The sequence below is a fragment of the Rhodothermaceae bacterium genome (assembly GCA_009838195.1).
Classification (GTDB): Bacteria; Bacteroidota; Rhodothermia; order Rhodothermales; family Bin80; genus Bin80.
The window spans coordinates 44547-57430 of the sequence record VXSC01000011.1 but is presented as its reverse complement, the minus strand read 5'-3'; the positions used below and the strand labels follow the sequence as shown (position 1 = coordinate 57430).

The following is a 12884-nucleotide window of genomic DNA, read 5'->3' as shown; positions in this document are numbered from 1 at the left end:
GGCGCTTCACTCCTTAACGGACGCAAGCGATTGCTTTTCAACTCGGAGCTTAATCCCTCCATCTACGTCCAGTAAGACACTCGTGGCCCCACTCTCCACTTGGTGAACCTTCCCGTGGATTCCACCGGCGGTTACGACGCGGTCTCCTTTTCGGACCGCCTCAATCATTGCTTTGCGCTTTTTCTCACGCTTTTGCTGCGGGCGGATAATGAAGAAATAGAATACAACGAAAATGAGGATAAGCGGCAAGAACATGCCTAATCCTCCAAAACCTGGAGAGGTTGCCTCTTGAAGCAGGAGTGCAAAGGGCCAGTACATCAGTATCAAGGGATCAAGGAATTGGATATAATAAAGAAGGGTAAGCTAACCGCATCGCGTCGCTTCGACCTCCTACCGCTGCTGCCTTCCGGCCCTGACGGGGTTCAGAGGGAGCTGACCGTACGGGACTCACCCTTCGGCCCCGTCTACCCTTCTATGCAGTGACGGTTCCGCACTCACGCCTGCTCAAGTCCGTCCACATTGACGGATACATGAAGTTCACGCCCGGTTGAGGGAGCCATTCGGAGGATCGAACGGATGTCTTCTTGAAGAGAGTGATAAGTCTTTGGTGCCTTGATGATGAGAAAATAGCGGTACTGATGCTCCACGCGTTTGATGTACGGCTGCTCCGGGCCCAATACTGAAACGGTAGAGGGCAGCTGATCAAGCAGCAGGGTCTTCCATTCATTTGCAAGGTCCGCGACCGCCGGCTGTGGTGCACCCCGGACTTGGATCCCGACGATGCGGCCAAATGGGGGGTAGTTCAATTTTTGCCGGTGCTGCGCAAGAATCTGAGCGTAGCCATGAAAGTCATGCGCCTGCAGGAAGGAAAAGATCGGGTGGGATGGGCGTCGCGTCTGGAGTAAGACCTCTCCAGGCAGGTCTGCTCTACCTGCTCTCCCCGCAACCTGCATAAGCAGTTGAAAGGTTCGTTCCTCACTCCGAAAATCAGGCAGCCGAAGCCCTAGATCACAGCTGATAACGCCCACCAGTGTCACTCGGCCGAAGTCGAGCCCCTTGGCAACCATTTGCGTGCCAATCAGAATATCTGCCCCACCCTCTGCGAAAATGCTAAGGATTTCGTGGTGAGCATCCTTGGTTCGAGTGCTGTCACGGTCCATTCGAAGAATTCTGGCCGTTCGAAACAATTCGCCAAGTTCCTCGGAAACGCGCTGAGTCCCGCTGCCAAGCGGTGCAAATGCTGGTGTTTCGCATTTGGGACAATCATCTGGAAGGTTACGCACGTATCCGCAGTAATGACACCGGAGCCGATTCTCTCCCTGGTGATAAGTCATCGATACACTGCAGGCGATGCACTGCGGCACAAAACCACAGCTCTGACACTCTAGGATGGGTGCATATCCACGGCGGTTTTGTAGAAGAATCACCTGCTCTTTTCGTTCCAGGCGAGATTCAATCGCTTCAAGCAGAGGGGTGGACAAGGGGCCACTCAGCCCATTTTCTTCGCGTTCATGGCAAAGATCAATGATTCGAATTGCAGGAAGAGAAGCGGCGGATCGGTCCTTCGTCGGAGCACGCTCTGGCATAGACAAGAGCGTATACTTGCCCTGCTGTGCGTTCACCAGGGTCTCCAGTGATAGGGTTGCAGAACCCAATACACAGGTGCATTTTGCCATCGTCGCACGCATGACGGCAACATCTCTGGCATGGTATCGGGGAGCAGTTTCTCTCTGCTTATAGGAGCCGTCGTGCTCTTCATCTACAATGATGAGCCCAAGATTTTTTAACGGGGCTAGGATCGCAGACCTTGGTCCTATGACCACACGATATCGGCCCGCACGAGTTTGTTGCCAGACATCATGACGCTCTCCCTGCGCCATGCGGGAATGGAGAACTGCAACGGTATCTCCAAAGCGGGCCCGAAAGCGATGTACTGTTTGCGGGGTGAGGGAGATTTCAGGTACAAGTACGATGGCTGTCCTGCCAAGAGAGAGCGAGGTTTCCAGTGCGGATAGATAGACCTCCGTTTTCCCGCTCCCGGTCACGCCATGAAGCGCGAAAGTTTTATAGATTTTTGATTTGACTGCATCCTGAAGTGCCTTCGCAGCCACGGCCTGAAATGGATGAAAATTTGGGGCTTTGCTAGACGGGGTTGCTTTTGAGCGCATCCATTCCGGGATCCGGAATACCTGCTTTTCGATGATTGAAAAAATTCCCCGCTTTTCAAGGGATCGAACCGTTTGCCGACTTGCACTACAAGCCTTCCGAATCTCCGGCAGCGAAATCTCATACTGGCCGGGTTCAATAGAAGAGATGAGCTGGTCAATGACCTCCTTCTGTTTAATTCCCCGAAACTGCGGCTTCAAGTCACGCAGGGCATCAACTGAGCGAAATGCGGGCGCAAGAGAGATAAACTCTCCGGTCTTCATGCCCACCGTTGGTTCTTGGAGTTCGACGGTTTTCCGAAGCGCTCCCTGAGATTCCGCTCTGATGATCTCCTGTTCGGAAATACGAAGGCCAACGCGTTTCAGCTTGGCAGGAGTCGTTCGGCGATGCTTCATCAGGTGCACTTGCAGTTCAGGAGAAATTCCCACCCAGTGGAGGTCTGACTCGGAAGCCAGATAGTACACGATCCGCTCTTTTGTCTGCATCCCCGCCGGGAGTGCTGCGCTGAGTACTTCTCCCCAGGCACAAACATAGTACCGTGATATCCAGCGGGTAAGTTGAAGGAGTTCTGGGTCAAATAAGGGTTCATGACTCACGGCGGCACGCACGGTTCGGAGTCTTATGCCTTCACGGACTTGTACGTCCAGTTCCGTAACAACCCCTGTATAGGTACGGTTACGCACTGGAACCAGGACCAGGGATCCTATCTGTACGGATTCCTCAAGCTCACCGGGTAGCTCATAGGCATATACCTTGTCCACAGGAATCGGCAAGGCAACACCAATGGCGCGCGACATTTTCGGCGCTATTCTGAGGAAGGAGTCTCTCCCGGATCGTAGAGCATACCTGTGCAGAGACACATTTTTCGCTTCATTCGTGTCAGCACATCATAGTTGGGGCAGCTCTGACATCCCTGCCAGAACTCATCATCATCCGTGAGCTCACTGAATGTTACCGGCTTGTAGCCAAGCTCAGAGTTGATTTTCATCACAGCAAGACTGGTCGTAATGCCGAACAGTTTGGCTTCGGGGTAGAGAGTTCTTGAAAGCTCAAACGCCCGGCGCTTGATCCGGCGTGCAAGCCCCTGCCTACGAAAAGCAGGAGAGATAATGAGCCCCGAGTTGACCGCGTACTTCCCGTGGTCCCATGTTTCAATGTAGCAGAAACCAGCCACCTGATCATGTGTACCGAGTGCAATTACGGCCTTTCCCTCTTCCATTTTGGTGCGAATATATTCGGGGGCACGTTCGGCAATGCCGGTACCTCGTTGCGCTGCTGCCGTTTTGATTAGGTGACAGATTTCGTCCGCGAACCGAAAATGGTCAGTCGTTGCAATGACAATTTCGACAGATGCCGAAGCGTCTACAATCGGGAGCGCTATGGGAGTGTATAGGAGCACTGAGAAAAATAATTTTGTGCTAGCTCGGCGTGTAAGCATAAAACAGAAAGCTGTTCCATTGAACGTATTTGGGATGCGGCGCGTTGATAGGTCGAACTTTGTCTGCGACCAATGCAAGAATGCCCATCATGTGCCCTGGAAGTGGACCGCACCCTGGACGTATGTCCGTATTGCGCCTATGAATTTCCGCGTCAGACCCGCAGCCGAACGGCCATGGCCTGGATAATGGCATTGCTTTTAATCTGGCCTTTATTCGAACTCATAAAACTGATCTTCTGATGGTTCGTCCTTTCCGCGGACAGTACTCCCTTGACGTCTTTATGCGTGATTATTGGCAGAAACGTCCGCTGATCCTGCAGGATGCGTTTGAAAAATCCAGTTTCGATATTACTCGGAGTGACATATTTCGGATGGCGGTCAGCGCTGAATTCGATTCGCGCCTGATTGAAGAAGACACCGTGGACCAGTCATGGGAATTATTTACCGGACCATTTGAATGGGAAGAGCTTGAGAGTTTCGAGGAGCTCTCATACTGGACATTACTGGTGCAGGATACAGAGCGGGAACTTGATCAGATGCGCCAGCTGCTCGAATTATTTCGGTTTATCCCCAACTGGCGTCTGGATGATGTTCAGCTGAGCTACGCGGCTCCAGGAGGGAGCGTAGGTCCCCATGTGGACAGTTACGACGTCTTTCTTATTCAGCTCAGCGGTGAGCGGCGCTGGAAAATCGAAAATTCTCCGGTCACTGATGATCGTCCGATGAGAGAGGATGCATCAATGCAACTCCTGAAAGAGCTTCATCCAGATCAGGAATTCGTTGCCAAGCCAGGAGATATGCTCTATTTGCCACCTAAACTCCCTCATTGGGGGATTGCTGAAGGGACATGCATCACGGCAAGTATCGGATTCAAGGCTCCCGAAACGGGTATGTTGCAGACGGCTTTCTCAGAAATGACAGAAGGGGTTGGACATATCCATACCCCAAGCAATTTTGTGGATCCGGTTGAGCTGCGAACGGGCGATCCTGGTCGAGTCAGCGACACGCCTCTGGACTGGTTTCAGAACGAAATGCGACGGCTTGCGGAGGATCGGGAAAGTCTTGCACGAGTCTTTTGTAGTGCGATGACGCATCCCGTTCGGGAAAACTGGCCTGGAATGGCGAAGGATCCGGTACCCTCTGCTGAAGAGATTCCGGATGATCTTCGGCAAGGTAGTACGTATGTGCGGCTTACTCCGTCGTGCATGGTCTATCGGGAATTTGATGACTGTATTCGGATCTATGCGCTTGGAATTGAATGCCAGCTAAAGCTCGAGTCGAAACCATTTGCACAATTGTTAACCGGAACAGAGATACTCAATTTTGACTCCCTCAAGTCCTATCTTTGGGATCAGGAGGCTCTGGAACTCATGCAGCTTTTACTTGATTCTATGGTCCTGATCAGGGTAGAAGGATCGAATTAATGGGTCAATCATGGAAGTGTAAACAGCGCCAGGATCGTGGGGATTTCAAGGTGTTCACGGTGCGCCAGGACGATTGTGAATCCCCACGAACCGGCCAAGTCCATTCGTTTTATGTACTGGAGGCCTCTGACTGGGTCACGATCGTTCCTGTAACTCCAGAGGGTAAGTTTGTTTGTATCCGGCAGTGGCGGCCGGGGACTTCGGCCGTTGAACTAGAGTTGCCCGGAGGGATCGTAGATCAGGGTGAACTCCCCGAGGAGGCAGCTGCCCGTGAACTGCGTGAAGAAACCGGCTATGCAGCCAAGACACTCATTCGGCTGGGCTCTATGTCTCCGAACCCCGCGATCCTCACAAACCGGTGCCATTTTTTTCTGGCCAGTGATGCAGTCCCTCAGGGACAGCAAGAACTTGATTCAGCAGAGGAGATAGATCCTGTTCTGATTGATCAATCCATGATCCCGAAGCTGATTGCCGATGAAACACTGCGTCATGGTATTATTATAGCAGCACTTCACTACTACGACTTGTATCTAAAAAGTGGAAGAGCATAAAGAACATCAGACTTCATGGGGCTCACGGCGCGAGTTGCTCAACAAGATTCTGTTTGAATCTACGACTCCGCTGGGACGGGGAAGCGATATTGCGCTCTTTATTATCATTGTCGCCAGTGTGGTTGCGGTCATGCTGGAGAGTATTGATCAGGTAAGAGCTGTCCACGGGACTCTACTAATCGGCTTGGAGTGGTTCTTTACGGTGGTCTTCACCGTTGAGTACGTCCTACGGTTGTACTGTTCCCGGAATCCCTTGGGGTATGCTCGCAGCTTTTTTGGGGTAGTGGACCTGATTGCAGTGATTCCAACGTACGTGAGCCTGTTACTTCCCGGTGCCCAGGCATTGATTGTTATCCGAATTCTTCGCCTGTTGCGGGTATTTCGTGTTCTAAAACTGGTACAGTACACCAGAGCCGGGCTTCACTTACTCTATCTGCTCCAGGAGAGTTGGCAGCGAATATGGGTGTTCGTACTCGCACTGTCGCTGCTTGTCACCACCCTGGGCTCAATGATCTATCTGATTGAGGGGCCCGAAAATGGATTTGCCAGCATTCCCCTGAGCATGTACTGGGCGGTGGTAACATTGACCACGGTTGGGTACGGAGATATTTCTCCTCAGACACCTTTGGGGAAGTTCGTTGCGGCGATGGTAATGGTGATCGGCTATGCGATTATTGTGATGTCCATTAGCTTATCGCATCGCCATTTCAAACGAACGACTCCGTGCGTACGCTGCCGGGAGACGAGGCTGGAGAAAGGGTCTGAATTCTGCAAGTACTGTGGACATAAATTCCACCAGCACTAGATGACCACTTCGGCCGCCGGGTCGCGCATATTATAGCTCGACGACATCACCCGGCCATACGCGCCGGTCGTCGTGATCAGCAGGATATCACCTTCTTTCGTCTCGGGAAGTCTGCGTGCGCGTCCCAGGATGTCGCCGGTTTCACAAATAGGTCCAACGATATCTGCCGTCATGCTTGGAGTTTCACCCAGTTTGCTCAGGTTAACAATACTGTGATACGATCCGTAGAGTGCGGGACGGATCAAAGAGTTCATTCCAGTTTCCACCCCGATGTAGTATGTCGATCCTTTACGCTTAACCTGTGTGACACGTACTAAAAGTACACCGCTCCCTGCAACAAGGTATCTCCCTGGCTCGATCCACAGTTCAAATTGGGAGTAGGTTTCACGGAATTGCTGCAGGCTCTCTTCTAGGACTGTCAGGTTCAGTGGGATTGCTCCTGGCTTTTCTGGTACCCCAAACCCTCCGCCGACATTCAAGTGGGTAACGTGGGGGAATTTTTCTGCGATTGAAGCCAGAGCATACGCGATAGAGCTCCATGTGTCTGGCGTCAAGATGCCACTGCCCACATGCGCATGCAGGCCTGTAATCTGAATGTTATGCTCTTTCGCAATGTTCTGAAGCAAAGGCAGATCTTCTGGAGCAATCCCAAATTTTGATGCAGATCCGGCTGTACGTACATACTTGTGATGCCCGCGACCATGCCCCGGATCGACCCGGAGGATCACCGCACGATCCCGAAAGACTTCCGGCCAAAGTTCGAGGGCCCTCACATTGCCGACCGTCACATGACCAGCCAACTCATATCCCAGCGAAAATTCTTCTTTGGGGACGAAGTTGGGGGTAAAGAGAATTCGGTCAGGATCAATATCAGGGAAAAGATGCCTGATATAATGCAACTCCCCTGGGGATACACATTCGAAGCCAATCCCATGTTCATAAATTACTTGTAGCACTTCTGGATTCCAGCATGCCTTCATGGCATAAAAGGATCGGTCAGCGCTTTGGAGGGTCTGCATGTGGGATATGGTATGATCTAAGCTCTCCCGATCATATACGTAACAGGGAGATGACTCAGCCGCTAATTCGAGTAGCTGATCGCGCCGCGTTTTCCACCAGGATGTCGGTAATGAGATGTCTGGTGCGTCGAATAACTCACGATAGGTGGCTCCGAAGAGATCATCTGGCCCAATTTGGCTAAAGATCTGGCTGTGTAGCTTATTGGTCAGCCGCTGTGCATGCAGGTTGTCAACGACGAAGGTGAAATTCAAGTCACTGGCGGCCTGTGTTACCAGGTAAATTTTTTGCTCATCCAGGACCTCAAGTGCAGGGCCCAGTTCGTGCAGAACACTGCGGATATTCTGCCCGACCATGCTGACCGCAGCGCATCCGTTGATACATTTTGCCTGACAGAACTCATTCAAATCGGCCAGCAGTGCTTCAATCACAGATTCCTCGAGGGAAAACCCATAGACCGGATCAATGGAAAGGGTCACGTTTGTTTCTGAGGTGGCGACCATTCCAATTGAAAGGCCATGCCGCTCAAATGCTGTACAAATCTTTGCCAGAAACCCAACGGAGTGCCACATACGTGGAGTTTCAACGGCAATGAGGATCAGATCAGTGCATGCGGCAATAGCCTTAACTTGGGCACCATAGCTATGTGTCTCTGCACTGATTACAGTTCCATCCAGATCGGGGTTTGCCGTCGAACGCACATGGAGAGGGATTTTTTGAGGACGCAGCGGCTCAATACAGCGCGGATGAAGGACTTCGGCCCCAGAGCTGGCAAGCTCCTGGGCTTCACTGTATTCAAGTTGTTTCAATAGGCGTGCACCCGGAACGTGCCCTGGGTTGGCAGTGAACATGCCCGGGACATCGGTCCAAATCTCCAGTCGTATGGCTTCCAGCTTACTTGCAAAGTAGGCGGCCGATGTATCAGAACCTCCCCATCCGGTCAATACGGTCCGATCCTGTGCATCACTGGCAATAAAGCCCTGTGTGATGAAGATGTCTGCATCAACCTGCTGGAGTTCAGGATCTGGATCATGGTTGCATTGAGCAGACAGAAACTCTTCATGAGGAGGAATGCGCGGGATGGGTTCGGATTTCAGGATTGTACGTGCATCCATCCAGTGGATTTGAAAATCCTGCGTTTTGAGGAATGCAGTCCCCAATGTGGTGAGCATGAGCTCACCCATTGATAAAATCCGTGCATGCAGGGGCGGTCCGACATCACGGGTCAGCGAAGCTCCATAGGCAAGCCGTTCCAATTCCTGAAGTAATTCCTGAAGCAGCACTTCGCCATCAAGTCCGAGCTGGTGTGCCAGTGCGAGATGTCGTTTACCGATAGCTGTCAGAGGCTCTTCGTAGTTTCCGTGCAGGGCCGCATCAATCAATCCTTCCAGTGCGCGTGAGGTGCCCGAGGCTGCCGAGCACACCACGCATACCCGCTCTCCATCTGCCCGGCGCGCCCGGATAATGCGAGCGATCGTATCCCAGCTCTCTCTTGAGGAGACACTTGTGCCACCGAACTTAAGTACGACCCAGGGACTCACTTTACAGCAGGTTATTAATTGGGGATGATATGCTCTTAAGTGCACGAAGCACTTAAATTCTTTTTGGTGTTTTCATCAGTCGTGTTCCGGGTGCTGGCCAAGCGGCATCTGCCCGCACGGACCCTTCCTACCCGCGTATGACTTTTTCGTTTATAAAGTCATTGCGGAATTTGCCTTCCGGATCATGAGTCAGGACTAGCTCCTGGAATTGAGTATGTCCCGGATAGCGGGATCGGAGTTCTTCAGCAGTCATCAGAAAATTCTTACCCCAATGTGGCCGAGGCTCAAATGGTGCCAGACGTGCCTCCAGTACTGGAAGTACCGCTTGCAAAGCTTCCCAGTCTTGATGCCAGGTAAAGTGAAATGCCACCGAATCACGGCCGCTGGCAGTACTCATCAATAAATTGTCCGCCGCAATCGTACGCACCTCACTGATCATCAACAACGGATTAAGCTGATCGGCCATATCGCGCAACACGCCAATTACTTCTGGCGCATGTTGCCGGTCAACGAAAAACTCGCTCTGGAGCTCTTCTCCACTGCTGGGCGTGAAGTCCATCTTGAAATGAGGCAGCCGTGCATGCCAAGCACCCGGTACGCCCATCTGCTCTGTGCAAGCCTCAGCGGATAGAGCCAATACCGGGTGCACGTTACGATCTGCCAGTCTTGCCCCATACAACTCGGTGGGCAGGTCTGTCAGCTCATCTGTTATACGTCGCTTAATCCAGATCTGTGTAGATTCCGGTGTACGCCAATCGGTAAAAAAGCTCACACTGTAACCAAGATTCATAATGGTTTCGAATTGCGTATCCATAGAGGTCAGGGGCAAATTCAAGTAAACATGCTGCACCATATCATAAATGGGCTCCACCTTGAGCGTAACGGATGTGACCATCCCAAAGCACCCCAGGCCAACAACAGCGGCCCTGAACAGTAAATCATCCTTTGGGGTGATCGTAATCTGCTCTCCCGAAGCTACAACCAGTTCCAGTCCAACTGCGGCGGTGGCCAAATTGCCGTTGATTACGCCTGAGCCATGAGTTGCGGTCGCCAGCGCCCCTGCGACGGATATATGGGGCAGCGACGCCAAGTTATGAAGTGCTAGGCCCCGCTCATCCAGATGAGGCACTAGGTCACCGTAGCGCATCGCACCCGGCACGGTTACAGTATCAGAGCCGAAGGTGACCGTTTGCGGCATTGCGCTCAGCGACAACTGCGCCTCGGAGCTGTCGGCAATTGAGTTAAAACAATGCCGTGATCCCAGCGGACGTACGCTATGATGGTTGCGTACCATGTCCTGCAACTCCTCCATTGATCTCGGAAGTAGCAAACGGTTGGTGCCATACGTCAGGTTTCCGGCCCAGTTGGTCCGCAGCGGAGCTAGCGATTCCTGGTGCCTGCAGCCCGCGAGGGGTGCAAGCATAGAGCCCAACACAAGAGCAGAGGAAGTCTTTAAGAATGTACGCTTATCCATGGAGACACAGAATCAATGAATACCGCAAATCTATGCATTCCAGCTAAACTGGGAGACATTGGAGTGAATGTGCGAAGATCGTTTCGGTACCGGATGGAAGGCAGAATACAATCGCAAGAACAACATGTCCCCACATAGAAGGCCTTTCCAGAAAGCCCATGAGCACGGGTTCTTTCGTGCGTGTGGAGGGTATCTGTATGGGCTGACGCGCGGTGCCTGTTACTCCCCGGTTACTCGCTCTGGCAAGTCACTGATTCTGCGTCCCGCACTGCTGGCGGTACGTCGCCGAATCTTGGCTCAAACATGGATAAAGCTAAATTGTCCGGCGAAAGTCAGAAGGTAATCGAAAGTTTTTGCCCAGGATGAATGGTGTTGGAGCGCAGGTTGTTATTGGTCTTAATGCTCTGCACCGTCGTCCCGTAGTGTTGGGCAATCTTTGTCAGGTTTTCGCCTCGTCGGACCGTATGGATCGTACGTCCTCCCTGAGGGATTTGAAGCCGCTGACCACGCTTGATTCGAGTATTTCGAAGTCCGTTTGCTTGCTGAATTGCCCGAACTGTCGTTCCGTATTGGTTTGCAAGCTCTGAAAGGGTATCTCCACGACGAACCCTGTGAACCTGATTCGGTCGATTCTCGCTGGGTGAGTTCGAAGAGTTGGTAGTCTGATCAGAGGTGTTCGGAGAACGGGTCGTAGAAGTGTTGGCAACGGTGACCGTCGTCTGCCGCGCATTCTCGGCCACTTTTTGGTCAAACACAATGGGTTTATTGGTACGGCTTCCCCATCCCACCGATCTCGCACCAGTACTTTCAAGCTTTGCCACGATGGTACCCGCCAACCCAGGCACCACAAGCATCTGCCCGGGGTGAATGACGGTGGTTCTGAGCCGATTGGCGTTTTGGATCGCCTTCACGGTGGTCCCATATCTTCGTGCAATTTTACCGAGATTGTCCCCTCTGCGTACGCGGTGTTCTCCAGGCATTGTTTTTTCTTTCTCCGGGAGTTGCTCAAATGCGTCGGCAAAGCGGGCGAATGTGTTTATGGGAATCCGCAGTGTGTACGGGCTTCTGTCGGGTGGAAGTGTACCACGTCGAAGTTCCGGGTTTAGCGACTGGATGTGTTCGGTCGTCGTGCCCACCATGGTCGCGATGGTTTCCAGAGATAGAACTCCACTAACCTTGATCTCATCATAGGCAAACTCCGGCCCATTCGAAGTTGCTGGCAATCCGAACTCCGAAGGGTTGGACATTATCAAAGCAAATGCGATGAATTGCGGCACATACCCAGAAGTCTGACGAGGTAAATACCGTGAAATTGCCCAGTAGGAAGGTGGGTTCTGGAGGGTCCCGCCACCCCGCGAAATTGCGCGTCGGATGCATCGGGGGCTGCAATTATAGCCAGCCAGTGCCAAATGCCAGTCGCTTGCATAGTACTCGTAGAGCTCTTTGAGATGGCGTGCAGCTGCGCGGGTCGATTTGACAGGGTCCATGCGTTCATCAACATAGGAGTCAATTCGGAGCCCCATCGCCCGCCCCGTAGGAGCCATAAACTGCCACATTCCAACCGCGCTTGCACTACTGCGTGCACGCGGGTTCAAACCACTCTCACCGACTGCGAGGTATTTGAGCTCTTCCGGGACCCCCTCTTCTTTGAAGATCTGCTCAATCATTGGGAAATAAGTGTCCGAACGATTCATCCATCGGATGACGGTTTCTCTTCGGTTCGCCAAGAGCCACTGGATCGAATTTTCCACCGCCCGATTCTGGGGCATGGGCACAGTGGTTACGACCGGTTCAATTTTAGGTAGCCCGGTTGCTTCAGCGGTGGGGTTCTCTACCAGTGCCTGCACGTCAAACATGGCGCTTCGAAGAGCAAAAATAGACCCATATTCCTGACGCTCCGCGGGGTCCGTGCCGAAATATGCCTCATGCTCCGTCACAATCGTCCTGAATAGCTCCCGGAACTGGGGCTCATTCGCCAAACTCGACTGATCCGCCAGAACGCTGACTTCCGACATCGCCTGGTCCAGATAATACTCTGCAGAACGCCAATCCCCGTTGGTTTGAGCCTTAATGATCCGTGACTGGAGCAGATAGGCACGACTGATACGGTTCATGATCTGCCTTTCAGTCAGCTCATCTCTAGGATCGCCATAGTCTTCAACCATGGAATACCGATCATACCCCCGCAAATCCTCAACCGGGATTGCCTCAGGAGGCATTAACTGCTGCGCAAGACAGGGCGTAATCAAAAGCGTCGTTGCAGCAAATAGGGTTAGTAACTGGTTTTTCATGACATTGGCAAAGGTCAGTGGAAAGTAGAAATTTACCCTTCAACTTAAAGCTTATTCTCAAATACAGATCGGTAGGTTCCCAAAAAATGGACTGTTGGGATCATCAATATAAACTATTATATACAAAAAAGTAATAATCCCGTCCACTCGAACGCGAGAAGATAAGAGATTCGGGAA

General features: G+C 52.2%; 10 protein-coding genes and 1 other RNA gene. 4 read left to right on the top strand and 7 right to left on the bottom strand.

Going from position 1 to position 12884, the window contains the following annotated elements:
• Window positions 1–6: 6 nt before the first annotated feature.
• From yajC to F4Y64_02275, 4 genes are all read right to left on the bottom strand, one after another.
• A complete protein-coding gene (gene yajC / locus F4Y64_02290) occupies window positions 7–255 on the bottom strand; it encodes a preprotein translocase subunit YajC (protein ID MXX96428.1) in 249 nt (82 codons plus the stop codon).
• A gap of 98 nt (window positions 256–353) precedes the next feature.
• An RNA gene (gene ffs, locus F4Y64_02285) (signal recognition particle sRNA small type) lies at window positions 354–453 on the bottom strand.
• Window positions 454–494: 41 nt separating this feature from the next.
• Entirely contained in the window at window positions 495–2963 is a 2469-nt protein-coding gene (gene priA / locus F4Y64_02280) for a primosomal protein N' (protein ID MXX96427.1), read from the bottom strand.
• A gap of 8 nt (window positions 2964–2971) precedes the next feature.
• Window positions 2972–3604, bottom strand: coding sequence for a GNAT family N-acetyltransferase (locus F4Y64_02275; protein ID MXX96426.1), 633 nt, complete (start codon window positions 3602–3604; stop codon window positions 2972–2974).
• Window positions 3605–3676: 72 nt separating this feature from the next.
• On the opposite strand from F4Y64_02275, the gene F4Y64_02270 reads away from it, so the two are divergent.
• Genes F4Y64_02270 through F4Y64_02255 form a run of 4 tightly spaced genes read left to right on the top strand, consistent with a single transcriptional unit; the run spans window position 3677 to window position 6384 of the window.
• On the top strand, window positions 3677–3844 hold the full coding sequence (locus F4Y64_02270) for a zinc ribbon domain-containing protein (protein ID MXX96425.1): 168 nt from the start codon (window positions 3677–3679) through the stop codon (window positions 3842–3844).
• Window positions 3844–5028 carry a cupin domain-containing protein gene (locus F4Y64_02265; protein ID MXX96424.1) on the top strand — a complete coding sequence of 395 codons (1185 nt, stop codon included), beginning with the start codon at window positions 3844–3846 and terminating at the stop codon, window positions 5026–5028. Before F4Y64_02270 ends, F4Y64_02265 begins: the two co-directional genes overlap by 1 nt.
• Window positions 5028–5579: an NUDIX hydrolase gene (locus F4Y64_02260; protein MXX96423.1), complete on the top strand. Its 552-nt coding sequence runs from the start codon at window positions 5028–5030 to the stop codon at window positions 5577–5579. The genes F4Y64_02265 and F4Y64_02260 overlap by 1 nt, the downstream gene beginning before the upstream one ends.
• Window positions 5566–6384, top strand: a complete 819-nt coding sequence (locus tag F4Y64_02255) for an ion transporter (protein MXX96422.1) — start codon at window positions 5566–5568, stop codon at window positions 6382–6384. The genes F4Y64_02260 and F4Y64_02255 overlap by 14 nt, the downstream gene beginning before the upstream one ends.
• Here F4Y64_02255 and F4Y64_02250 read toward each other — a convergent pair.
• The 3 genes from F4Y64_02250 to F4Y64_02240 form a co-directional block, all read right to left on the bottom strand.
• The gene (locus F4Y64_02250; GenBank protein ID MXX96421.1) at window positions 6381–8942 is read right to left on the bottom strand and encodes a bifunctional aspartate kinase/diaminopimelate decarboxylase; all 2562 of its coding nucleotides are present in this window, start codon (window positions 8940–8942) and stop codon (window positions 6381–6383) included. The two genes, F4Y64_02255 and F4Y64_02250, sit on opposite strands and share 4 nt — an antisense overlap.
• A 127-nt stretch (window positions 8943–9069) precedes the next feature.
• Entirely contained in the window at window positions 9070–10416 is a 1347-nt protein-coding gene (locus F4Y64_02245; protein ID MXX96420.1) for an FAD-binding protein, read from the bottom strand.
• A gap of 332 nt (window positions 10417–10748) precedes the next feature.
• Window positions 10749–12707, bottom strand: coding sequence for a LysM peptidoglycan-binding domain-containing protein (locus tag F4Y64_02240; GenBank protein MXX96419.1), 1959 nt, complete (start codon window positions 12705–12707; stop codon window positions 10749–10751).
• Window positions 12708–12884 lie beyond the last annotated feature (177 nt).